Here is a 21,504-nt window from a genome sequence, read left to right as displayed (position 1 = left end):
CCGGTGAAGGAGTTTTTCATGTCGGTCGATCTGGGGACGGTGCGGCGGGTGGCGCATCTAGCGCGCATCTCCGTGCGCGAGGAGGAGCTTCCCGCGCTTCAAGGCGAGCTGAACGCGATTCTCGCTTTCGTCGAGCAACTGGCCGACATCGACGTGTCCTCGATCGAGCCCATGACCAGTGTGGTCCCGCTGACCCTCCCCATGCGGGATGACGTGGTCAGCGATGGCCATTATCCCGAGAAGGTGCTTGCCAATGCACCGGAGGCCGAGGGCGGCTTCTTCACCGTGCCGAAGGTGGTGGAATGACCGCGCTCAACCAGCTCTCCCTGACCCAGGCGCGTGAGGCGCTGGCGACCGGGGAATTCACCGCCGTTGAACTCGCGACATCCTATCTCCAGGCGATGGAGAAGGCCCGGCCGCTCAATGCCTACACGGTCGAGACCGCCGACCAGGCGCTCGCCATGGCCGCCCGCGCCGATGCGCGCATCGCCTCGGGCGATGCCGGCCCGCTTGAGGGACTGCCGCTCGGCGTGAAGGATATGTTCGCCACCGAGGGCGTTGCGACCACCGCCTGCTCGAAAATTCTCGACGGCTTCATCCCGCCGTACGAATCTACCGTCACGTCCCATCTGTGGCGTGACGGGGCGGTGCTGCTGGGCAAGCTCGCGAACGACGAGTTCGCCATGGGCTCCTCCACCGAGACTTCCGCATTCGGCCCCGTGGTCTCGCCCTGGCGGCGCGATGGCGACACGACGCCGCTGGTTCCCGGCGGTTCCTCGGGCGGGTCGGCGGCGGCAGTCTCGGCGTTCCTGTGCGCCGGCGCCACGGGCACAGATACCGGCGGCTCGATCCGCCAGCCGGCGGCGTTCACCGGCACGGTCGGCATCAAGCCGACCTACGGGCGCTGCTCGCGCTGGGGCATCATCGCCTATGCTTCTTCGCTCGATCAGGCCGGCGCGTTCGCCCGCACGGTGAACGACGCGGCGATCCTGCTGCGCTCCATGGCCGGCCATGACGTCAAGGATTCCACCAGCGTCAACATGCGCGTGCCCGACTATGAGGACGCGGTGGGCATGTCGGTGCGCGGCAAGCGAATCGGCATTCCCCGCGAATACCGGGTCGAGGGCATGTCGCAGGAGATCTGCGAACTGTGGGAGCAGGGCGCCGCCATGCTCCGCGAGGCCGGCGCGGATGTCGTGGACATCACCTTGCCCCACACCAAATACGCGCTGGCGGCCTATTACATCGTCGCCCCGGCGGAAGCCTCATCCAACCTCGCGCGCTATGACGGCGTGCGCTACGGCGAGCGGGTTCCGGGCAAGGACATCATCGACATGTATGAGCGCACCCGCGCCGCCGGCTTCGGGCCGGAGGTGCGTCGGCGCATCATGATCGGCACCTATGTGCTTTCGGCCGGCTATTACGATGCCTACTACCTGAAGGCGCAGAAGGTCCGCACCCTCATCAAACGCGATTTCGACGACGTGTTCGCCCAGGGTGTGGACGCGATCCTCACCCCGACGACGCCGTCGCCCGCTTTCGGCATTGGCGAGAAGACCAGCGCCAACCCGGTGGAGATGTATCTCAACGACGTCTTCACCGTGACGGTGAACCTCGCCGGCCTTCCCGCCATCTCGGTGCCGGCCGGCTATTCCGCCGACGGATTGCCGCTCGGCCTCCAGCTCATCGGCCGCCCGTTCGAGGAAGAGACGCTGTTCTCCCTTGCGCAGGGCATCGAGGATTCGGCCGGGCGCTTCCCGGTTGAGGATTTCTGGTGGGCGAAATGAGCGAGGTCCATCCCGGCCTCGCAGCGGCCCGCGTCGAGATCGACGCCATCGACGACAAGCTCGTTGACCTGCTGGTGGAGCGGGTCGCGGTGGTCGGCAAGGTGGTGGTCATCAAGCAGGAGGCGGGCATCGCCGCCTTGCTGCCGGAGCGGGTGGAAGAAGTCGTGGCGCGGGTCTGCGCCCGCGCTGAGGCCAAGGGAATTCCCCCCGACCTCGCCGAGCGGATCTGGCGCAACCTCATCGACTGGACCGTGCAATACGAGGAACGCCACCTCGGCTGAGGCGTCCCTAGGTTTTGGTCAGTGACTTCCATCGCCGCATGAAGGAGCGGCGGTGCTTGCGCACCGCCGCCGCCAAGATGGCGTGGAACGGCGCGCGAGTGCGCTCCATTTCCTGCCGGAGCGCGTGAATCTCCCCCAGCGAACTGCGGGCGCCCTCGATCAACAGATCCACCCCGTCCAGCACGCGCCGGTAGGGGTAGGTGTTGGCGAGATCGGGATAACGCATCTCGCCGCGAGCGTTCACGAACGGGCGTGACACCAGCGGGCCGCTCGGGAATGCCAGATAGGCATCCAGGAGCGTGGTGGGGTCGTCGATGGTCAGGCGCGGTTCGCCGGCCAGCGCCTTCGCACCGTTGATGAGGTGGGAGGATGCCTGCGCGGTGTAGTCCGGCCGAGCCCGCCAGCGCATGTAGCTGATCATGCACTTCGCCACCAACTGATCGGTGCTGCGGATCGGGAAGTGAGCCAGGTCCACGCTTTTTGTGAGCACGGCGGGCACTTCCACATGCCAGTGGCTGAGCATGTGATTGCCGTCCGAAATCAGCATCTCGGGATGCCCGGCGATGGCGCCGGGGACGATCACCTTGTTCGGCCCGCGCGGCAGATTGCGAACCTGAGTGATGCGCGACAGCGGGTTAGGATCCGCGAGATCATCCTGGGGGCCGGGGATGTAATGGGTCATCGAAAACGAGCCCGCATGCGGTGCGGGCAGGGCGGCAAGCTCGCTTTCGAGCTGCGCGCGGTCGGTGGCGTCGATGAATTCGTCGGCATCGATCGGTAGGATGAAGTCCCATTTCTCCTGCGCCATCGCATGGGCCGCCAACGCGGTGGCACGCTGGCCCTGGCGGTAGCTGGCATGGCTGCCGTCATCCACGACTTCGACCGGCAGGCCCTCAGCTTGAAGCAAGGCGATGATACGCGGGGTCGCGTCCGAGCTGCCGTCGTCCACCACATACATGCGATCGAGAAAGTGCAGGTTGTGGCGGATGAAGGGTTCGATGATGTCCGCTTCATCGCGCGCGAGGGTCACTGAGGCTAATCGCATGCAAGAGTCTCGGGTACGGGCGGGCAGAAGGCAATCGTCCGCAGACGCCTAGCACGATGGCGGCGCCAGTCCATAGCCCGCCGCGGTGCGCGGAGCCGAGCTATTTGTAACGGCGCTTGCGTATGGCTTTGCGCAGCCGGAAGAAAACCGCCTTCCAGTACGCCTTCGCCAGAAGCGTGGTGGAGGATTTCATCCGCTCCAGTTCGCTCTGCAAGGCGTTGCGCTCGGCGACAACGCCGGCGACGCCATCGCCATTGCCGCCTGCGGCCTTCGTCAGGGCATCTCCCAAGGCGGCGCGGGCGATCAACTGGTCGAACAGACCGATCACCTGGGCATAGGGTGGAGACACCGCCAGTTCCGGCCACTTCAGCTCTCCGCGCCGCTCGATGAACGGTCGGTCGACGCCGAGTTCCAGAAAATACCCCGCGCAATAGGCTGGAATTATGGGGGCGGAGGCTGCGAGCGCGAAGCGCGGCTCGCCCTTCAGCGCCTGTGCGCCGGCAATGAGGGTGGGGACAAAGCTTCCCGTGTAGTCTTCCCGACTGCGCCAGCCGACATAATGCTTCAGGCACTTCACGGCGATCTGGTCCACCGACCGGATGGCGAAATGCGCCAGCGGCGTCTTCATCAGCGTGCGGGTGGGGACCTCGATGCCGTGGGTTCGCAGCGTGTGGTTGCCCTCGTCGAACACCAATGTCGGTTCGTCGAGCAGGTGCCGGGGGGCGAAGCTCTTGAACCGGTTGTTGATCGGATCATGGCCGAGGCAGCTGCGCACCCGGACCAGAGGGTCCGCTATGCCCAGGTCGTCATCTGGACCGGCGAAATAGCGCATTTCCGCGAATGCCCCCGCCATCCCAGGCGGAACGCTGGCGATGTCGGCCTCAAACGTCGCGCGATCTGTGGCGCCGATGAATTCGTCCGCATCGAGCGGTGTGATGACGTCCCAATTCTCCTCTTGGAGAATGCGCTGCATCATGGCGGTGGTGCGCTTGGCCTGGTGAAAGGCGCCGGTCCAGCCATCTTCCACCACACGCACCGCATCGCTCTCCTGCGCGAGGCGGCGCAGGATTTCCGGCGTGTTGTCCGAGGACCGATCGTCGATGATGTACATGCGGTCGACGAAATGGAGGTTGTGACGGACAAACCCCTCGAGGATGTCGGCCTCGTCCTTGACGAGCGAGATTGAAGCGATGCGCATGATCGAGGTGGCGGTTTCTACCGTGGAGCGGGACTGCCAAGCGTCAATCCGCGTCTCTGCAAAGTGTGATCGGCGATCAAAATTGAGATCGCTCCCCTAGGGGATGACGTATTGTCATGGCCTTTGCGACGCCGTCAATGTCGGCGGTTGCCTCGCCCAGCGTGCGGGAGTACGGGGGCAGGAGCCTATTCTTTCCAAGGGAACCGAGATGAACGCCCACGCTCGTCCGACTGACGCCAAGAAGCTCCTCAAGGGCGCCACCGGTGATTGGGAAGTCGTGATCGGCATGGAGATTCACGCCCAGGTCGCCTCCAACGCCAAGCTGTTCTCCGGTGCCTCGACTGCCTTTGGCGGCCCGCCCAACGACCATGTGTCGCTGGTGGATGCGGCCATGCCGGGCATGCTGCCGGTCATCAACAAGGAATGCGTCGCCCAGGCCGTGCGCACCGGCCTCGGGCTGAAGGCGGAGATCAACCTGCGCTCGGTGTTCGACCGGAAGAATTATTTCTACCCGGACCTGCCCCAGGGCTACCAGATCAGCCAGTACAAGAGCCCGATCGTCGGCGAGGGCGAGGTGGTGGTGGATCTGGCGGACGGCGAAAGCATCCTGGTGGGCATCGAGCGCCTGCACCTGGAGCAGGACGCCGGCAAGTCGATCCACGACCTGTCCCCCTCCCGCAGCTTCGTCGATCTGAACCGGTCCGGCGTTGCGCTGATGGAGATCGTCTCGCGCCCCGACCTTCGCTCCTCCGAGGAGGCGCGGGCCTATGTGACCAAGCTGCGCTCCATCCTGCGCTATCTCGGCACCTGCGACGGCGACATGGAGAAGGGCAACCTGCGCGCCGACGTGAATGTCTCCGTGCGCAAGCCCGGCGATCCGCTGGGCACCCGCTGCGAGATCAAAAACGTCAATTCCATCCGCTTCATCGGCCAGGCGGTGGAGGCCGAGGCGCGGCGCCAGATCGACATCATCGAGGACGGCGGCACCATCAGCCAGGAAACCCGCCTGTTCGATCCGACCCGGGGCGAGACGCGCTCCATGCGGTCCAAGGAAGAGGCGCACGACTATCGCTATTTCCCCGATCCGGACCTGCTGCCTTTGGTGCTTGAGCCAGGCTTCGTGTCCGACATGGAAGCCGGCCTGCCAGAACTGCCGGACGCGAAGAAGGCCCGCTTCATCGCCGATTACGGCCTGACCCCCTATGACGCCGCCATCCTGGTGGCTGAGAAGGAGACCGCCGACTATTTCGAGGAGGCGGTAAAGACCGGCGGCGTGGCGCGGAACGCGAAGCTCGTGGCCAACTGGGTCATGGGCGATGTGGCGGCCTATGCCAACACCGTCGGCGTCTCGATTTCCCGCACGCCGGTTTCGGCGGCGCAGGTGGCCGGGCTGGTGGACCTGATCTCGGACGGCACCATCTCCGGAAAGATCGCCAAGGATGTTCTGATCGTCATCCTCGAGGAAAAGTGGGCCAGCGACCCCCGCCAACTGGTGGAGGAGCGGGGCCTCAAGCAGGTGACGGACACCGGCGCCATCGAGAAGGTGGTGGATGACATCATCGCCGCCAATCCCGACAAGGTGGCCCAGGTCCAGGCCAAGCCCACCATGCTTGGCTGGTTCGTCGGTCAGGCCATGAAGGCGTCCGGCGGCAAGGCCAACCCGCAGGCCCTCAACGATATCCTGAAGCGCAAGCTGGGGATCTGAAGGCCTCTCCCTGGCGCCATAGTTCCCTCTCCCGCTTGCGGGGGAGGGTTGGGGAGGGGGCCAGCAGCTTAAGAAAAACACTGCGTCCTAGCCACTTCCTCACAAATTCCCCCTCCCTAACCCTCCCCCGCAAGCGGGAGAGGGAACGACGCCGACGGGGGAAGCGCAGCGTCCACCGTCGGGCCGAACACGGCCTCGAAGGCGATGCGCAGCACAGTGTCCACCTCAGGCATGGTCACAACCCGCCCCAATGCGGCCAGGCTGGTGACGCCGTGTTCCCGCACGCCACAGGGAACGATACCCCCGAAGTGCGAGAGATCCGGATCCACGTTCAGCGATATGCCGTGGAACGTCACCCATTGGCGCACGCGGATGCCGATGGCGGCGATCTTCTCCTCGTCGCCATCGTGCGCCACCCAGACGCCGACTCGGTCTTCGCGGCGCTCTCCGGTGATGTTGAAGGCCGAAAGCGTGCCGATCAGCCAGGCTTCCAGCGCGCTCACATAACGCCGCAGATCCTGCTGACGCCGTCGCAGGTCGAGCATCGCATAGGCCACCCGCTGGCCGGGGCCGTGATAGGTGAACTGGCCGCCGCGTCCGGTCTCGAACACCGGAAAGCGCTCATCCACCAGGTCCGCCGGATTGGCGCTGGTCCCCGAAGTGTAGAGCGGCGGGTGTTCCAGCAGCCAGACGGCTTCTGCAGCCTCTCCTATGGCTATGGCAGCGGCACGCGCCTCCATGCGGGCGATGGCCTCGGGGTAGGGGACCAAGGTGTCGCTGATCCACCATTCCACCGGCGGCGCGTCCGGCGCGGTGGGGAAGAAATGGGTGTCGAGGCTGGCACGGGTGAGAACCGGGGTCATGCGGGCACTATCGTTCCGGAAGGGCGCCCCTGCGCCCTTGTCCACAAGCGACATATAGTTGTCGCGAGGCGTCGTGTTGAGGCCTTGTGGCGCCAGAGTCGATCTGTTAGACGATGGCCCCCGGCGATAAGCCGGCTGCCGGGCTTGCCCGGGCCAGATCTGAATGCGGTCGTGGCGGAATTGGTAGACGCGCTAGCTTGAGGTGCTAGTGGGGAGACCCGTGGAGGTTCGAGTCCTCTCGTCCGCACCAGATATTGGCAGAGTTGAGTTCCGGAACGGACAACGGCGGCCCCTGGGCCGCCGTTGTCGTTTCTGGGGTCTGACAGGCTTCGCTCGTCAGCGCGGCTGTTCCGGGTTCATCGTCGAGAGCAGGCGCGGCCAGAACAGGGCGAAGGGATTCTCATCCTTCGGCGGTTCGGCGGGCGCGGCCTGAGCCTGTGCGGGTGGCGGAACGGGCAGCGGGACGGGCTTGGCGACAGCGGCGGCGCGCGGAGCCGTCGGGGCGGTGGCTGGCGCCGCAGCGGTTCCCTGCGCGGGAGCCGGCCTGACGGCGGGTTTGGCGACAGGCGCCACTGTTGGGGCTGCAGCAACCGGCGCCGTTGCCGGTGCAGTCGGGTCGGCCGGCGGATTTTCGCCGGGAACCATGTGAACGATCTTGAAGCCGCGCGCCTTCAACTCTTTGAGGAAGGTCGGCAGCATGACGGCCGTGGAAGGCTGGATGTCGTGCAGCAGCAGGATGCCGGATCCGCGCGCCTCCAGCCGGTCCAGAGCGCGCTTCATCACTTCGTCGGGCTTCAGGTGCATCCAGTCGTCGGCCACCAGATCGACGCTGAACACGGCGATGCCGTGCTCCTGGGTGTAATTCTCATAGAATTTGGTTCGGCCGAGACCCGGAAAGCGGAAGAACGGCGCCGCATGGGCGCCGATGGGCGCGAGGGCGGCATTGGTGGAGGCGATGCCCTGCTCGATCTCGCTGAGTCCCGCTGGATGCGTCAGCTTGGGGAAGATCAGCGGATGGGTTTCGCTGTGGGTGCCGATCGTGTGCCCGGCTTGCGAGATTTTCTGCACCGTGGTGGGAAACGCCTTCGCCATGCGACCGACGATGAAGAAGGTCGCCTTGACGCATTCGCGCTGGAGCGTGTCCAGCACACGCTGGGTCATGGGCAGCAGCGGGCCGTCGTCGAAGGTGAGAATCACCTCGCCCTTCTGCAGCGGCGCGGTCGTCTTGTACTGAAGATTGCCGAGAAACGGCGCCTGCTTCGGATCGATGGTGATGGTGCGCGACGTGCCGAGGGCATCCGTGTTGGGACAGGTGTCGGCGGCGTAGGCCGCGCCTGCCAGCGCAACCAGCGCCCCGGCCAGAACAATGGACCGCATCTTTCAAAGTCTCCCGGCGCCCCGTTGGGGGCGGACCTTTCGGTCAGGAACCAGCGCCGGTCTTTCCAGGCAGGCCCGTGACCATATGAGGTCAGCGCGCGGGCGGCTTTGCCGAGGCTGGAACGATTTGAACAACGTGATATCCGCGCACCGCAAGCGCCCGCAAGAACGCCGGTATCATGGCCGCTGTCTGCGCCTTGGTATCGTGGAGCAAGATGATACCGCGTCCGGCCGCGTCGAGCCGGCCGAGTACCAGGGCAAGCTCCTGTTCCGGCGTCATTTTATTCCAGTCGCTTGCCCATAGGTCAGCACCGAAGACAGAAATGCCACGGTTGGCCAAATAATCCAGAAGCTGAGGCGTGGAGGCGAACCCCGGAAACCTGAAGAACGGGACGCGCGGGGCGCCCGTGGCGCTGCCATAGGCCGCCTGATCGTCCGCAGCCATGCCGCGCTCGATTTCCGCCACCGCCGCTTCAAAGGTCAGGTGCGCGAGGGTCGCCTCGGGGTGGGTCATGGAGTGATGGGCCACCGTATGCCCCTCCGCCAGGGTGCGCCGGACCAGTTCCGGCCGCGCGCGCGCGTTCTGGCCGATCAGGAAGAAGCTGGCGCGCACGCACTCCGCCTTCAGGGCGTCGAGCACTGCGGCTGTGGTCTGCGGCCAGGGGCCATCGTCGAAGGTGAGCACCACCTCGCGATCCGCCAGCGGCAAGGTCCGCGGAAACGATTTAGTCCCCACTTGCACCCCGGCCGGGACCTCCATCACGCGCGACGTCCCCAAGGCATCAGGGCGGCCCGGGCAGCCGGCGGCTGAGACGGAAGCGGCCGTTGCCGCAAGCATTGCCGCGACAAGGGCGATTCGGGTGAGTGCGTGAGAGGTCATGGAATTACCCGAACGAGAGCACGATGGGGAAAGCGGGGCCGACAGCGCCCCCGCTCCTTACCGAGATACGGCAGCAGGGCGATTCTCAAGGGAAGGGCGGATTTGACGCCGTGCCGGCGGCCTTCATTGCTTCCCTCGACGTGGCTGGCGCTTTAGAACGCCTCAGGCTTCCGATCAATGCCGCCGAAGAGGACTGGCAGATGCAAGAGGACGACGCCGCCATCGATGATCGCGCCGCTGTCCGCTTCCGCGACGAGGAGGGGGCGTTCGCGCCCGAATTCCTCGCTCGCGTCGAGGCCGCCATTACCGGTGGTGATCGGCCGGCGCTGAAGCATGAGATCGCTGGCCTTCACGAGGCCGACCTGGGCGACCTTCTCGAATCGCTTGAAATCGACGAACGCCCTCAGCTCATCGAGCTTCTGGGCCGCGACTTCGATTTCACCGCGCTCACCGAGCTGGACGAGACGATGCGCGTCCAGATCCTCCACGCGCTCAAGCCGTGGACGGTGGCGGAAGGCATTCGCGATCTGGATTCGGACGATGCCGTCTACATCCTCGAAGACCTCGACGAGGATGAGAAGGCCGACATCCTCAAATACATCCCTGCGCCGGAGCGCGTGGCCCTGGAACGCTCGCTCGACTATCCCGAGGAGAGCGCGGGCCGGCGGATGCAGACCGAGTTCATCGCGGTCCCGCCATTCTGGACCGTCGGGCGCACCATCGACTACATCAGCCAGACCGATGACCTGCCGGAGACCTTCTACGAGATTTTCGTCGTAGACCCCGCCTACCGCCTGGTGGGCGCGGTGTCCCTCGACCGACTCCTGCGCAATCGCCGCGCCGTGCTGATGACGGCCGTGAAAAGCGAGCAGAGCAATGTGGTGAAGGCGAGCGACGATCAGGAAGACGTCGCCCGCATGTTCCAGCACTACAATCTGGTCTCCGCCCCGGTGGTGGACGATGCGGGTCGGCTGGTGGGCGTCATCACCATCGATGACGTGGTGGACGTGATTCAGGAAGAGGCCGACGAGGACCTGCGCGCCATGGCCGGTGTCGGCAGCGACGAGGAACTCTCCGACAGCGTCGCCTATACGGCGCGGGCGCGGCTTCCCTGGCTGATCATCAACCTCGGCACGGCGTTCCTGGCCGCCTTCATCATCGCCCTGTTCTCGGCGACCATCGAGAAGATGGTGGCGCTGGCGGTGCTGATGCCGATCGTCGCCTCCATGGGCGGAAACGCCGCAAACCAGACCATGACGGTGGCCGTGCGCGCGCTCGCGACCAAGGACCTCGGCAGCCACAACGCCCGCCGCGTCGTGGTGCGTGAGGTGCTGGTCGGCCTCTGCAACGGCGTCATCCTGGCTGTGCTTCTGGGGTTGATTGCGGCGGCGTGGTTCGCCAATCCTCAGCTTGGCGGCGTGATCGCGGCGGCGCTGGTGGTGAACATGCTGGCGGCAGGAATGTTCGGCATTCTCATTCCCCTGGCGATATACAAACTCAAGCTTGATCCGGCAGTCGCTTCGGGCGTTTTTGTCACCACGGTGACAGACAGCGTGGGATTTTTCTCCTTCCTCGGCTTCGCATCTCTCTGGTTCGCGAAGGCTTAGCTGAAGATCGGTATCGTGATGCCGAGAGCGCGCTGATGCGCCGCTTTCCTTTTGGTGTTTAACGGCTTCGGTCCTATTGTATCTGCCTGTGCCCATTGCCTAAAAGGTAGGCGACCACGAGATGTGGTGCGGTCGCCAGCGGCCGGCAGGAGGCGAAAATTCCAAGACGTTTGGGTGCTGACGAGCGCGCCTTCTTCATCGCCTCGGTCGCGGCTGTCGCCGTCGTGCTGGGAGCGCTTGTCGGCCTGCTGGTCATCACCTTAGCCGGCGGGGATAAGCGCGTTGCGGCGCGAGAGCGCGATGTCGTCGCCGCGATCCTCTCCGAGCGGGCCAACACCATGATGCGCAGCGTTAACGCGCTGCTGGAAGATGACGAGGTTACGCAGCGCGCGGAACGCGGCGACGTTGCCTTTGTTCACGAGCGGCTGGGCGCGCCGCTGAATGCCCGCTTCGGTTATGAGCGCACGTTCCTTGTGGAAGCCGCCACCGGCAAGCCGGTTTATGCATCGATCGACGGCGGAATGCTGGACGATACCGAACTTGCGGCAGCGGCGCCGGCCTTGCGCCGGGTGATGCGGGGCATGAACGAAAACCGCATCGGCTTCATCGTGGACGGGCAGGGTGTGGGCTTTGCGGTGGTTATCCCATCGCTTTCAAACAGCCCCAACCTGACCTGCATCGCGGTGGATGCAGTCGACCAGGATTTCCTGCGGGAATTGGAGGGCCGGCTTCAGGTCACGGGCTTGCACATCGTTCCGGCCGTGAATTCTGAGGGCGTGGAGACCAGCTTTGCTCTGACAAATCTGGCCGGCGACGTGCCGCTTTCCATATCCTGGAAGTCCGACAAGGGGGGTGCGATTTCCTTGCGCCAGGTCGCGCCGGTGATCGCCGCGCTCTCCACGGTCCTGCTCGCCATCTGCATCTCGCTGCTGATCCGCTCGCGGCGCTCCGCCGCTGCGCTCGGCCGGAGCGAGGCTCGCGCCACGGCCCTGGCGTTTGAGGATTACCTGACCGGCCTCGCCAACCGGGGCTATTTCATCGAACAGCTTCAGCGCCAGCTTGGCGCGCTGGGGCCGAACGGCTCCCTGGCCCTGTTGTTCATCGATCTCGACGGCTTCAAGGACATCAACGATACCCTCGGCCATGCTGTGGGCGATGAATTGCTGCGGCTGGTGGCATACCGACTGCGCGACAGCCTTGGGAATTCCGGCCTTGCGGCGCGCTTCGGCGGAGATGAGTTCGTCCTGTACATCGCGCCCGGCGGCGAGGAGGCGATCGCGGACTTCGTGCCGCGCCTGCTGGCGGTGATTCAGGAGCCGATTCAGGTGGAAGGACGCGAGCTTCTGGTGGGTGCCTCCGTCGGCGCCGCTCTGGCGCCGGCCCACGGCACTGATGCCCGCGAACTGATGCGACGCGCCGACATTGCGCTCTATCGTGCAAAGGCGGAGGGTCGCGGCAGTCTGCGCGTGTTCGAGCGCAGCCTTGAGGTGGAGGTTCTGCATCGCCGCGAGGTGGAGCTGGAATTGTCCGAGGCGATTGCGAAGGGGCAATTGGCGCTTCTGTTTCAGCCGCAGGTGGACGTGGAAAGCGAGCGCATCATCGGCTTCGAGACGCTGGTGCGCTGGGATCATCCCAAGCACGGCCGTATCCTGCCCGAAGCGTTCATCCCCATAGCTGAACGCTCGCGGCTGATTACCCGTGTTGATGCCTGGGTGCTCAGGAAGGCCTGCGAGCTTGGCGCGCAACTCGCGGATGTGACCGTCTCTGTGAATATGTCCGCGGTGAATCTGCGGCAGTCGGACATTGCCGACCGTATCCTCCTGGTGCTGGAGGAGACGGGGTTCGATCCAAATCGGCTCGAGGTTGAGATCACCGAGAGCGCGATCTTCCAGGCGGAGGGTCAGGCGCGCGATACGTTGCTGCGGCTACGCGATGCCGGCATCCGCATCGCCCTGGACGATTTCGGCACCGGCCACGCCTCGCTGGTGCATATCCGCAGCGTCCCCGTGACAAAGATCAAGATCGACCGCTCCTTCATCATGAACCTGGGCGTCGAGCGGGATGCCGCATCCATCGTGGAATATGTGGTGCGGCTGGGGCGCTCGCTCGGCATCGTCCTGACCGCCGAAGGCGTCGAGACCCGCGAGCAGCTTCGCTTCCTGCGGGCCTTCGGTGCGCAGCAGGCACAGGGCTTCCTGTTTTCGCCGCCGGTTCCCATCGAGCAGGCCGTCGCCATGCTCGAGGTCCAACGCACCGCCCTGGCGCGCGGCCCGAACCGCCGGCTGGCTGACGATCCCTCAGGGCGCTGATCCCCCAATTCGCCGATCCTGCGCGTCGAAGGGGTGTTGAACAAACGGCCATTCGTTTTATTCTCTGCCGAAGCTTGCCCGCACCCGCCGCTGCGCCGAAGGGCGCAGGGTGGGATAAAAAGGGGCCGGAGGAAAAACGCCATGCTGCCCAATAGCCATTCGGGATTCGATTTCGACCTCGGCGAAACCGCCGACATGCTGCGCGCATCCGTGCGCGCCTTCGCCGACGACAAGATCGCGCCGCGCGCCGAGGAGATCGACCGCACCAACCAATTCCCGAGGGATTTGTGGCCCCAGCTCGGCGCGCTCGGCCTGCACGGCGTGACGGTTGAGGAGGAATACGGCGGATCGGGCCTTGGTTATCTCGAGCACGTTATCGCCATGGAGGAGATCAGCCGCGCCTCTGCCTCCGTTGGCCTGTCCTATGGCGCCCATTCCAATCTCTGCATCAACCAGATCCGCCGCAACGGCAGCGAAGCGCAAAAGCGCAAATACCTTCCCAAGCTGATTTCCGGCGAGCATGTCGGTGCGCTTGCCATGTCCGAACCGGGCGCCGGCTCGGACGTGGTGTCCATGCGCACCCGCGCCGACAAGAAGGGCGACCGCTACGTCCTGAACGGCAACAAGATGTGGATCACCAACGGCCCCATCGCCGAGACGCTGGTGGTCTATGCCAAGACCGACCCGTCCGCCGGGCCGAAGGGGATGACGGCTTTCCTGGTGGAAAAGGGGTTCGCCGGTTTCAGCACCGCCCAGAAGCTCGACAAGCTGGGCATGCGCGGCTCCGACACCTGCGAACTGGTGTTTCAGGATTGCGAGGTGCCGGAAGAAAACGTGCTGGGTCAGGTGGGGCGCGGGGTGAACGTGCTCATGTCCGGCCTCGATTATGAGCGCGCCGTGCTGGCGGCCGGGCCGGTGGGCATCATGCAGGCCTGCATGGATGTTGTGCTGCCTTATGTCCACGAGCGCAAGCAGTTCGGCCAGCCGATCGGCACCTTCCAGCTCATGCAGGGCAAGATCGCCGATATGTACGTCACCATGAATGCGGTGAAGGCCTATGTGTATGCCGTCGCCAAGGCCTGCGACCGGGGCGCCACCACCCGCGAGGATGCGGCGGGCGCTATCCTGTTTGCCGCCGAGAAGGCCACCTGGATGGCTCTGGAGGCGATCCAGACCCTGGGCGGCAACGGCTATATCAATGACTACCCCACCGGACGCCTGCTGCGGGATGCCAAGCTCTATGAGATCGGCGCCGGCACCAGCGAGATCCGCCGCATGTTGATCGGGAGGCAATTGTTTGAGAAGACGATGTGAGCGCGTCCGCGCATCCATCTCCTGAGAAGAAAGCCGCCCGTCATGAGCTATGTCACCGGCAACGGCACCGATGTGCCGCCGATCGGCCTCGGCACCTGGCAGGTGAATGGTGACGCGCTCCTCGCCGTCATGGAGGCGGCTTTTAAGGTCGGCTATCGCCACATCGACACCGCAGCCAATTACGGCAACGAGGTTTCGGTGGGCGAGGGGCTCCGCGCCTCGGGCATGGATCGCGACGATATCTTCCTTACCACGAAAGTCTGGTGGAACCGCCTCGGCGAGGTGGAAAAGGCCGCCGAGGAAAGCCTCGCGCGGCTCGACACGCCCTATGTGGATCTGCTGCTGATCCACTGGCCCAACCCCGCCGTCTCATTGCGCGAGACGCTGGAGGCGATGGCCCGCGTCAAGCGGGCGGGGCTTGCGCGCCACATTGGCATTTCCAACTTCACCAGGACGCTGATGAAAGAGGCGGTCGCGCTCAGCCCCGAGCCGCTGCTCTGCGCTCAGTTCGAGGTGCATCCCTTCCTCGACCAGCAGCGGATGATTGAGACCGCCAGGGGCCTCGGCCTCGAAGTCACCGCCTACAGCCCGATCGCGCGCGGCGAGGCGGTAAACGATCCGGTGATCCGGGCGATCGCCGAGACCCATGGCCGTTCCACCGTTCAGGTGGCGCTGCGCTATTTGGTCCAGCAGGGGCTCAACGTGATCCCTCGCAGCGCCAAGCCCCAGCGGGTCGCGGAGAATTTCCAGGTGTTCGACTTCAGCCTGAGCGACCAGGACATGGCCACGCTCCATGGGCTGGCCCGGACCGACGGCCGCAAGGCCAATCCGGCTTGGGCCCCGGCCTGGGATTGAATTGCGACATGGCTGTATTCTTCTGAAACCTGGCTGTGCACGGCTTCCCGATTTCGGCGTTTCACGCACGAAACTGTGGCTCTCGCGTATGAAAATGCTTTAAGCAAAAACTGCGCTTGGGGGGCGTGCCATGGACGATTTCTTCACGCTGTCGAAGCTGTTCTGGGGCCTTGCGGTCCCGTCGAACTTCCTCGTCTTCGTCGCAGTGCTGGGCCTCGGCTTTGTATTCACCGGCGCGCGCCGGCTCGGGATGATCTGCATCACGCTTGCGGTGGCCGGACAGATCATCGCGGGCCTATCACCGTTTCCGAACTATCTGATCTCGCCGCTGGAGGAGCGGTTTCCGCAATATGTCGCGGACGGCAAGCCGGTGGATGGCATCATCCTGCTCGGCGGCGCCGAGGTTCCCGACATCGCCCTGGCGCGCAACGTGCCGTCTGTGAACGATGCCGGCGAACGGGTGATCGTGTTCGCGGCCCTCTCCCGCCAGTATCCCGAGGCGCAGCTCGTGTTCACCGGCGCCTCCGGCGTCCTGGGTGAGACCGGCGCGCTGGAAGCGGATGCAGTGCGTGAGGCTCTGTTCGATGTGGGCGTCGACATGAAGCGCATGCGTTTCGAATCCCGCTCGCGCAACACCGCCGAAAATGCCGCCTTCACCAAGGCGATGATCAATCCCGCCCCCGGCTCGCGCTGGCTGCTGGTGACATCGGCGTTTCACATCCCGCGCGCGATGGGGTCGTTCCGGGAGGTGGGCTTTCCCGTGATCGCGGTGCCGGTGGACTATCGCACGGTCGGGTCCGACGCCCTGGGCGGCGTCAATGCGCGCGCCTCGCAGGGCCAGGACATGACCGACATCGCCTCCAAGGAATGGGTGGGGCTTGTGGTCTATTACCTCACCGGCAAGACCAACGCGCTGTTTCCCGCGCCATAGGCGCTGGGCCCCCTCCGGGCATCACTCGTCGCGCGGAAGCCCCAGGCGGTAGACACCGCGAAACTCCAGCGGGTCCACCGGCTTACCCTTCCTATAGATCACCAGGCGCCCCTCCAGGGCGAGGCGGATCGCGGCGCGGCGCACCTCCGGCAGCGCGCGCTGCCAGTCGTCGGCCGCCCCCACCGCCAGCGCGGCGTCCATTGGGCTGATGGTCTTGGCCGGGCCGACATCCCGTGCAAGCGCGAGAATGGTACGGGCCGCTTCGCTGTCTTCTTCCGGCTGCGCTGCCGGTTCGTGTGAGGTCGTCATGCCTCCTCCTCGCATTCCGGCGCGGGCGGGGCAAGGGCGTGTCGTTCGCGTGACAGGGGGGTGCGCAAGAGGCCAGTGTGCGGTGCGGCAAGATTTCTGTTGCGTGTTGCTTAAGGATTTCTTAATCACCGCTGCCCGGTCGCAGTCGAAACAGCGCGGCCTGGGGGCGCAACATCTTTTCCAAGGTCCATTGTCATCATGGCAGTTCAGACCGAGCGGTCCTGTTGGGGCATCGCGCGTGTTAGCTTGAGCGTCTTTCTCGGCGCCATTGTCCTGGTCTATCTCTTCGGTGGGTTTGAAGCTGCGGCGGTGGTCGCGGCGCGTTGATCGCGTCAGCGCAGCCGTTCCGCCATTCCAAAAGGAGGGGGGCGATGGGGCTGACGCTGTTCATCGGCAACAAGAACTATTCCTCGTGGTCGCTGCGGGCATGGCTGGCGCTTAAGGCTGCCGACGTGGCGTTCGACGAGCGGCTCATTCCGCTGGGAACCGAGGAATTCCATCAGGCCATCGCCGTGTTCGGCTCAGCCGGGCGCGTGCCGCTTCTGGTGCATGACGGTGAGCCGGTGTGGGATTCCCTCGCCATCATCGAGCATGTGGCGGAACGCTATCCCGACCGGGCCGTCTGGCCGGGGGACCGGGCTGCGCGCATGATGGCGCGTGCCATCTCCGCGGAGATGCATTCCGGGTTTCATTATCTGCGCCGCCACCTGCCCATGAACTTGTGGCGCCCGGTGGAGCCGCGCGCGTATGACGATGCGGTGGCCAAGGATATCGCCCGCATCACCACCATCTGGCAGGACGCGCGCAAGCGGTTCGGTGCCGGGGGCGACTTCCTGTTCGGCCGATTCTCGGCGGCAGATGCCATGTATGCGCCGGTTGCGACACGCTTTCGCACCTATGCCGTTCCCCTGGACCCGGTGTGCGCCGCTTATGTGGAGGCGATCCACGCCCAACCGGATTTTGTCGCCTGGAAGACGGCGGGGTTGAAGGAAACCTGGGTAGAGGCCTCGGATGAGGTGGACTGGCCCGTGGTGAAGCGCGAACCTGTGGCATGACCGCCGCCAGCAAGCCTTCCGCACTCAAGCCTGCCACCGCCAGCCGTGCGAGGCCGGCCGCCCCCGGTGGGCTCCATCTCCTCAAGCTGTGCGTCGGCGCGGAATCCATCGAGGATCTGACGTCGTGGGTCGCGGAGCGTCTTGCCGAAAAGACCGCACGGGGTCTTCCGGCCCAGCACGCCCATGTGACGCGCATGGCGCCGACCCGCGCGGAAGAACTTCTGGCGGGCGGGGCGCTCTATTGGGTCATCAAGGGCGAAATTCTGTGCCGGCAGAGCCTGCTCGCAATCGAGCCATTCGTCGACGGCGCGGGCATCGGCCGATGCCGGCTGGTGCTGGACCCGGAGGTGATCCGCGTTGTCGCCCGGCCGTCACGGCCGTTCCAGGGCTGGCGCTATCTCACGGCGGCGGATGCCCCGGCCGATGCATCGGCGCAGGGCGCAAACGATGAGTTGCCCGAAGCCCTTCAGCGCGAACTGCGCGGCCTCGGGCTGCTCTGAGCTGAGGAGCCGGTTTATTCCGGCCCGATGGCAACCGGCATATCGCGCGAGCCCCATTCACTCCACGAGCCGTCATAGAGCGCCTGCGGCCGCTTGCCGACGCTTTCCAGTGCGATCCAGAGGATGGCCGCCGAAACGCCCGATCCGCAGGTGGTGATCACCGGCTTTGAGAGATCGAGCCCAGCCGCGTCCAATTCCTGCTGCACCACGTCCGGGCCGACAAGAACGCCGTCCTTCACAAGCTTGGAAGAGGGCAGATTGAGGCTGCCGGGGATGTGGCCCGACTTGAGGTTCGGCCGAGGCTCGGGAACTTCACCCTTGAAACGGGCGGCCGCGCGCGCGTCGAGAATCTGCGTGCTGGAGCCGATGGCCTTCTCGATATGCGCCATGTCGGCAACGATGGAGCGGTCGGCGCGGCCGGTGAACACCGCAGGCGGGCGCCGGGACGGGCCGGATTCCACCGGCCGGTCCTCGGCTAGCCACTTGGGCAGGCCGCCTTCGAGGATCTTCACGTCATGCGCGCCGAAAGCGCGGAACGTCCACCACACGCGCGGCGCCGAGAACAGGCCGTGCGCGTCATAGACCACGATGCGCAAGCCATCGCCGATGCCCAACGCGCCGACCGCCACCGCGAATTCGCGGGGCTGGGGCAGCATGTGGGGCAGGTCGCTGGTCTTGTCCGAAATGCCTTCGAGGTCGAAGAACACCGCGCCGGGGATATGGCGCTCAAGATATTCCGCCTTGCCCTCGCGGTCGGTGGGCGGAAGGAACCAGGTGGCATCCACGATGACGAGATCGGGCGCCTGGAGGTTCTCGGCGAGCCATTCGGTGGTGACGAACACGGACATTGGGAAAGCCTCAGGGGAGCAAATCAGACGAGCACGTTCGGGACTTCGACCTTGCGCTCCAGCCATTCCGGCACCGGCAGGCTCTTGGAGCGCAGGAATGCCGGGTTGAACAGCTTGGACTGATAGCGCGTGCCGAAATCGCACAGGATGGTCGCGATGGTGTGGCCCGGCCCCATCTGCCGTGCGAGGCGGATGGCACCGGCGACATTGATGCCGGACGAGCCGCCAAGGCACAGGCCCTCGTGCTCCAGCAGGTCAAACACGATGGGGATGGCTTCCGCGTCGGGGATCTGGAATGCAGCGTCCACCGGCGCCCCCTCCAGGTTCGCGGTGATCCGCCCCTGGCCGATGCCTTCGGTGATCGAGGACCCCTCCGACTTCAGTTCGCCGGTGGTGTAGTAGGAATAGAGCGCCGCACCCATGGGATCGGCGAGGCCGATCTGCACGTCCTTGCTGCGCTCCTTCAGCGCCATGCCGACGCCGGCGAACGTGCCGCCGGTGCCCACCGAGCAGACAAAGCCGTCCAGCTTGCCGCCGGTCTGTTCCCAGATTTCCGGGCCGGTGGTGTCGATATGCGCCTGCCGGTTCGCCACATTGTCAAATTGGTTGGCCCAGATGGCGCCGTGCGGCTCGGTCTTCGCCAGGGCCTCGGCGAGGCGGCCGGAGACCTTCACGTAATTGTTGGGGTTGGAATAGGGGACCGCCGGCACTTCCACCAGCGTCGCGCCGGCCAGCCGCAGCATGTCCTTCTTTTCCTGCGACTGGGTGTCGGGAATGACGATCACCGTCTTGAAGCCGAAAGGCGCGGCCACCAGCGCAAGGCCGATGCCGGTATTTCCCGCCGTGCCCTCGACGATCACGCCGCCCGGCTCCAGCGTGCCCCTCGCCATGGCGTCGCGGATAATGCCGAGAGCCGCGCGGTCCTTCACAGACTGGCCGGGATTGAGAAATTCCGCCTTGCCGAGAATCGTACAGCCGGTTTCCGCCGATGCACGCTTGAGGCGGATCAGCGGCGTGTGGCCGATGGATTCAACGAGGCCGTTACGAATGGTCATTGGGCAACCCTGAACGAAGTGGCGCGAAACTAGCCGAGAGGCTTCCTTCCCGGCAACCGATACCGGCTATTTTCCTCGGATGTGTGCGAACGCCTGGAGCGCCCGTGCCCGCGCCGCATCATGAGCGATTACCGGCTGGGGGTAGGTGGCGCCCAGCTTAACCCTGGCGTTGGCGAGCGTTTCGCGGTCGGCGCGCCAGGGCTGATGAATGTAAGCTGCGGGGAGATTGGCGAGTTCCGGCACGAAGGTTCGGATGTATTCGCCGGCGGGATCGAACTTCTCGCCCTGGAGGATGGGGTTGAAGATGCGGAAATAGGGCGCCGCATCCACGCCGGTTCCCGCCACCCACTGCCAGTTGCCGGGATTGCTCGCGGGGTCCGCATCCACCAGCGTGTCCCAAAACCAGGCCTCGCCCTCGCGCCAGTCGATCAGCAGGTGCTTGGCGAGGAAGGAGCCGACGACGAGGCGCACCCGGTTATGCATCCAGCCGGTCTGCCACAATTGCCGCATGCCGGCATCGACAAGGGGATAGCCGGTGCAGCCCTTCTGCCAGGCCTTGAGTTCGCCGGGACATTCGCGCCACGGAAACGCATCGAACGCGGATTGAAGATTGCGGCGCGCCAGATCCGGCTCTGCCATCAGAACGTGTTGGTTGAACTCGCGCCAGTAAAGCTCCGCCTCGAACTTTTCCGCATCGCCGTGCAGTACCTCGCCGGCCTCGGCCGCATGCCGGATGGCGTAGAGCGCCTGATTGGGCGACAGTTCGCCCCAGCGCAGATGCGGTGACAAGCGAGAGACATGATCCCGCGCCGGCAAATCCCGCTTGTCGGCGTACCCGGCAAGCCCGCCGTCGATAAAGTCCGTCAGCCGTGCGTGGGCGGCATCCTCACCGCAGGTCCAGGCGTCTCGCATGCCGCCGGCCCAATCAGGCTTGGAGGGTTCGAGGCCCCAGTCACCTGGCGCATCGCTCGCCAGCGTGGTCTTCGCGCCGACGAGCTTTGCCGGCTTGGCCTGTGGCCGGCGCGGCGCGTCGGCTTTCAGCGCGGCGCGGTGAAACGCCGTGAAGGTGCGCGGCAGTCCGCCGCCGGCCGTGCGCACCGTCCCCGGCTTGTGCAGGAGATGGCCGTTGAAGCGGCGTGGCGTGCAGCCCTGGCGCGCGAGGGCGGCGGCCACGGCCTCGTCCGCCCGCTGCTCGCCGCCGCCGCTGCGGCTGTTGAACGCCACGAGGTCGCTTTCCAGCGCCTTGGCGACCTCGGGAACGATGCGCTCGGCCGGGCCTCTGCGCAGAATCAGCGGGATGCCGTGGTGTTCAAGCTCCCTCGCCAGCGCCTTGAGGGATTGCGCAAGCCACCAGCGGGCCGCGCCCCCCAGCACCCGTGTGCCGGGGGACTCCTCGTCCAGCACGTAGAGCGCCACCACAGGGCGCCCGCCTTCCGCAGCGGCGCGCAACGCCGGATTGTCCAGCAAGCGGAGGTCGTCTCGGAACCAGACGAGGGCGGGGGAGGCGGGGGATATCGGCATGGCTTCATGTTCCCTGCGGAATGCGGCGCCACGACAGCAAGCGTGTTGGTGCGGTGCCACGAAG

At 65.5% G+C, this 21,504-nt stretch carries 21 protein-coding genes and 1 tRNA gene; 13 read left to right on the top strand and 9 right to left on the bottom strand.

What is annotated here, in order from left to right; translation table 11 throughout:
- Positions 1-18: 18 nt before the first annotated feature.
- From gatC to ADADO0_RS19700, 3 genes are read left to right on the top strand one after another with little or no spacing between them, the layout of a single operon-like run.
- Positions 19-306, top strand: a complete 288-nt coding sequence (gene gatC / locus ADADO0_RS19710) for an Asp-tRNA(Asn)/Glu-tRNA(Gln) amidotransferase subunit GatC (RefSeq protein WP_511306904.1) — start codon at positions 19-21, stop codon at positions 304-306.
- Complete coding sequence (gatA, locus tag ADADO0_RS19705) at positions 303-1,787, top strand: Asp-tRNA(Asn)/Glu-tRNA(Gln) amidotransferase subunit GatA (RefSeq protein WP_511306903.1); 1,485 nt, start codon at positions 303-305, stop codon at positions 1,785-1,787. Before gatC ends, gatA begins: the two co-directional genes overlap by 4 nt.
- Positions 1,784-2,068: a chorismate mutase gene (locus ADADO0_RS19700; protein WP_511306902.1), complete on the top strand. Its 285-nt coding sequence runs from the start codon at positions 1,784-1,786 to the stop codon at positions 2,066-2,068. The genes gatA and ADADO0_RS19700 overlap by 4 nt, the downstream gene beginning before the upstream one ends.
- Positions 2,069-2,075: 7 nt before the next feature.
- Here ADADO0_RS19700 and ADADO0_RS19695 read toward each other — a convergent pair whose 3' ends face one another.
- Both ADADO0_RS19695 and ADADO0_RS19690 read right to left on the bottom strand, forming a co-directional pair.
- On the bottom strand, positions 2,076-3,113 hold the full coding sequence (locus ADADO0_RS19695; protein ID WP_511306901.1) for a glycosyltransferase family 2 protein: 1,038 nt from the start codon (positions 3,111-3,113) through the stop codon (positions 2,076-2,078).
- 100 nt (positions 3,114-3,213) lie between these two features.
- Positions 3,214-4,311, bottom strand: a complete 1,098-nt coding sequence (locus ADADO0_RS19690; RefSeq protein ID WP_511306900.1) for a glycosyltransferase family 2 protein — start codon at positions 4,309-4,311, stop codon at positions 3,214-3,216.
- A 208-nt stretch (positions 4,312-4,519) separates the two neighbouring features.
- Between ADADO0_RS19690 and gatB the strand changes: the two genes are divergently transcribed.
- Positions 4,520-6,016: an Asp-tRNA(Asn)/Glu-tRNA(Gln) amidotransferase subunit GatB gene (gene gatB / locus ADADO0_RS19685; protein WP_511306899.1), complete on the top strand. Its 1,497-nt coding sequence runs from the start codon at positions 4,520-4,522 to the stop codon at positions 6,014-6,016.
- A gap of 116 nt (positions 6,017-6,132) precedes the next feature.
- On the opposite strand, the gene lipB is transcribed toward gatB, so the two are convergent.
- A complete protein-coding gene (lipB, locus tag ADADO0_RS19680; protein ID WP_511306898.1) occupies positions 6,133-6,879 on the bottom strand; it encodes a lipoyl(octanoyl) transferase LipB in 747 nt (248 codons plus the stop codon).
- A 165-nt stretch (positions 6,880-7,044) separates the two neighbouring features.
- Here lipB and ADADO0_RS19675 point away from each other — a divergent pair.
- Positions 7,045-7,129, top strand: a tRNA-Leu gene (locus ADADO0_RS19675).
- 86 nt (positions 7,130-7,215) lie between these two features.
- Here the strand turns inward: ADADO0_RS19675 and ADADO0_RS19670 are convergent.
- Together ADADO0_RS19670 and ADADO0_RS19665 are read right to left on the bottom strand one after the other, a co-directional pair.
- Complete coding sequence (locus ADADO0_RS19670; RefSeq protein ID WP_511306897.1) at positions 7,216-8,256, bottom strand: polysaccharide deacetylase family protein; 1,041 nt, start codon at positions 8,254-8,256, stop codon at positions 7,216-7,218.
- A gap of 91 nt (positions 8,257-8,347) precedes the next feature.
- Entirely contained in the window at positions 8,348-9,016 is a 669-nt protein-coding gene (locus ADADO0_RS19665) for a polysaccharide deacetylase family protein (RefSeq protein WP_511307230.1), read from the bottom strand.
- Positions 9,017-9,336: 320 nt separating this feature from the next.
- Between ADADO0_RS19665 and mgtE the strand changes: the two genes are divergently transcribed.
- The 5 genes from mgtE (at position 9,337) to ADADO0_RS19640 (ending at position 16,152) form a co-directional block, all read left to right on the top strand.
- Positions 9,337-10,743 (top strand): magnesium transporter, encoded by a 1,407-nt coding sequence (mgtE, locus tag ADADO0_RS19660; RefSeq protein ID WP_511307229.1) that lies wholly within the window; start codon positions 9,337-9,339, stop codon positions 10,741-10,743.
- A gap of 170 nt (positions 10,744-10,913) precedes the next feature.
- Complete coding sequence (locus tag ADADO0_RS19655; protein ID WP_511306896.1) at positions 10,914-13,052, top strand: putative bifunctional diguanylate cyclase/phosphodiesterase; 2,139 nt, start codon at positions 10,914-10,916, stop codon at positions 13,050-13,052.
- A 141-nt stretch (positions 13,053-13,193) separates the two neighbouring features.
- Positions 13,194-14,366, top strand: coding sequence for an isovaleryl-CoA dehydrogenase (locus tag ADADO0_RS19650; RefSeq protein ID WP_511306895.1), 1,173 nt, complete (start codon positions 13,194-13,196; stop codon positions 14,364-14,366).
- A gap of 42 nt (positions 14,367-14,408) precedes the next feature.
- Complete coding sequence (locus ADADO0_RS19645) at positions 14,409-15,221, top strand: aldo/keto reductase (protein ID WP_511306894.1); 813 nt, start codon at positions 14,409-14,411, stop codon at positions 15,219-15,221.
- Positions 15,222-15,351: 130 nt separating this feature from the next.
- Positions 15,352-16,152: a YdcF family protein gene (locus tag ADADO0_RS19640; protein WP_511306893.1), complete on the top strand. Its 801-nt coding sequence runs from the start codon at positions 15,352-15,354 to the stop codon at positions 16,150-16,152.
- A gap of 21 nt (positions 16,153-16,173) precedes the next feature.
- On the opposite strand, the gene ADADO0_RS19635 is transcribed toward ADADO0_RS19640, so the two are convergent.
- Entirely contained in the window at positions 16,174-16,461 is a 288-nt protein-coding gene (locus ADADO0_RS19635; protein ID WP_511306892.1) for a DUF3253 domain-containing protein, read from the bottom strand.
- A 198-nt stretch (positions 16,462-16,659) separates the two neighbouring features.
- Between ADADO0_RS19635 and ADADO0_RS19630 the strand changes: the two genes are divergently transcribed.
- From ADADO0_RS19630 to ADADO0_RS19620, 3 genes are read left to right on the top strand one after another with little or no spacing between them, the layout of a single operon-like run.
- Positions 16,660-16,788 carry a hypothetical protein gene (locus ADADO0_RS19630; RefSeq protein WP_511306891.1) on the top strand — a complete coding sequence of 43 codons (129 nt, stop codon included), beginning with the start codon at positions 16,660-16,662 and terminating at the stop codon, positions 16,786-16,788.
- Positions 16,789-16,832: 44 nt separating this feature from the next.
- Complete coding sequence (locus ADADO0_RS19625; protein ID WP_511306890.1) at positions 16,833-17,516, top strand: glutathione S-transferase family protein; 684 nt, start codon at positions 16,833-16,835, stop codon at positions 17,514-17,516.
- Complete coding sequence (locus ADADO0_RS19620) at positions 17,513-18,016, top strand: DUF1489 family protein (protein ID WP_511306889.1); 504 nt, start codon at positions 17,513-17,515, stop codon at positions 18,014-18,016. Before ADADO0_RS19625 ends, ADADO0_RS19620 begins: the two co-directional genes overlap by 4 nt.
- A gap of 14 nt (positions 18,017-18,030) precedes the next feature.
- On the opposite strand, the gene sseA is transcribed toward ADADO0_RS19620, so the two are convergent.
- From sseA to ADADO0_RS19605, 3 genes are all read right to left on the bottom strand, one after another.
- The gene (gene sseA, locus ADADO0_RS19615) at positions 18,031-18,864 is read right to left on the bottom strand and encodes a 3-mercaptopyruvate sulfurtransferase (protein WP_511306888.1); all 834 of its coding nucleotides are present in this window, start codon (positions 18,862-18,864) and stop codon (positions 18,031-18,033) included.
- A 23-nt stretch (positions 18,865-18,887) separates the two neighbouring features.
- Positions 18,888-19,919, bottom strand: coding sequence for a cysteine synthase A (locus tag ADADO0_RS19610; RefSeq protein ID WP_511306887.1), 1,032 nt, complete (start codon positions 19,917-19,919; stop codon positions 18,888-18,890).
- A 66-nt stretch (positions 19,920-19,985) separates the two neighbouring features.
- Positions 19,986-21,440, bottom strand: a complete 1,455-nt coding sequence (locus ADADO0_RS19605) for a cryptochrome/photolyase family protein (RefSeq protein WP_511306886.1) — start codon at positions 21,438-21,440, stop codon at positions 19,986-19,988.
- Positions 21,441-21,504: the final 64 nt, after the last annotated feature.

Origin of the sequence: Aquabacter sp. (assembly GCF_965279295.1) — a bacterium.
GTDB lineage: Bacteria > Pseudomonadota > Alphaproteobacteria > Rhizobiales > Xanthobacteraceae > Aquabacter.
Note: the sequence above shows the minus strand (reverse complement) of the source record. Positions and strands in the feature narration are given on the sequence as shown.

What these genes read in the sequence shown, in the direction of transcription:
- gatC (WP_511306904.1), top strand. Translation starts at nt 19, where the DNA reads ATGTCGGTCGATCTGGGGACGGTGCGGCGGGTGGCGCATCTAGCGCGC.
- gatA (WP_511306903.1), top strand. Translation starts at nt 303, where the DNA reads ATGACCGCGCTCAACCAGCTCTCCCTGACCCAGGCGCGTGAGGCGCTG.
- ADADO0_RS19700 (WP_511306902.1), top strand. Translation starts at nt 1,784, where the DNA reads ATGAGCGAGGTCCATCCCGGCCTCGCAGCGGCCCGCGTCGAGATCGAC.
- ADADO0_RS19695 (WP_511306901.1), bottom strand. Translation starts at nt 3,113, where the DNA reads ATGCGATTAGCCTCAGTGACCCTCGCGCGCGATGAAGCGGACATCATC.
- ADADO0_RS19690 (WP_511306900.1), bottom strand. Translation starts at nt 4,311, where the DNA reads ATGCGCATCGCTTCAATCTCGCTCGTCAAGGACGAGGCCGACATCCTC.
- gatB (WP_511306899.1), top strand. Translation starts at nt 4,520, where the DNA reads ATGAACGCCCACGCTCGTCCGACTGACGCCAAGAAGCTCCTCAAGGGC.
- lipB (WP_511306898.1), bottom strand. Translation starts at nt 6,879, where the DNA reads ATGACCCCGGTTCTCACCCGTGCCAGCCTCGACACCCATTTCTTCCCC.
- ADADO0_RS19670 (WP_511306897.1), bottom strand. Translation starts at nt 8,256, where the DNA reads ATGCGGTCCATTGTTCTGGCCGGGGCGCTGGTTGCGCTGGCAGGCGCG.
- ADADO0_RS19665 (WP_511307230.1), bottom strand. Translation starts at nt 9,016, where the DNA reads ATGGAGGTCCCGGCCGGGGTGCAAGTGGGGACTAAATCGTTTCCGCGG.
- mgtE (WP_511307229.1), top strand. Translation starts at nt 9,337, where the DNA reads ATGCAAGAGGACGACGCCGCCATCGATGATCGCGCCGCTGTCCGCTTC.
- ADADO0_RS19650 (WP_511306895.1), top strand. Translation starts at nt 13,194, where the DNA reads ATGCTGCCCAATAGCCATTCGGGATTCGATTTCGACCTCGGCGAAACC.
- ADADO0_RS19645 (WP_511306894.1), top strand. Translation starts at nt 14,409, where the DNA reads ATGAGCTATGTCACCGGCAACGGCACCGATGTGCCGCCGATCGGCCTC.
- ADADO0_RS19640 (WP_511306893.1), top strand. Translation starts at nt 15,352, where the DNA reads ATGGACGATTTCTTCACGCTGTCGAAGCTGTTCTGGGGCCTTGCGGTC.
- ADADO0_RS19635 (WP_511306892.1), bottom strand. Translation starts at nt 16,461, where the DNA reads ATGACGACCTCACACGAACCGGCAGCGCAGCCGGAAGAAGACAGCGAA.
- ADADO0_RS19630 (WP_511306891.1), top strand. Translation starts at nt 16,660, where the DNA reads ATGGCAGTTCAGACCGAGCGGTCCTGTTGGGGCATCGCGCGTGTTAGC.
- ADADO0_RS19625 (WP_511306890.1), top strand. Translation starts at nt 16,833, where the DNA reads ATGGGGCTGACGCTGTTCATCGGCAACAAGAACTATTCCTCGTGGTCG.
- ADADO0_RS19620 (WP_511306889.1), top strand. Translation starts at nt 17,513, where the DNA reads ATGACCGCCGCCAGCAAGCCTTCCGCACTCAAGCCTGCCACCGCCAGC.
- sseA (WP_511306888.1), bottom strand. Translation starts at nt 18,864, where the DNA reads ATGTCCGTGTTCGTCACCACCGAATGGCTCGCCGAGAACCTCCAGGCG.
- ADADO0_RS19610 (WP_511306887.1), bottom strand. Translation starts at nt 19,919, where the DNA reads ATGACCATTCGTAACGGCCTCGTTGAATCCATCGGCCACACGCCGCTG.
- ADADO0_RS19605 (WP_511306886.1), bottom strand. Translation starts at nt 21,440, where the DNA reads ATGCCGATATCCCCCGCCTCCCCCGCCCTCGTCTGGTTCCGAGACGAC.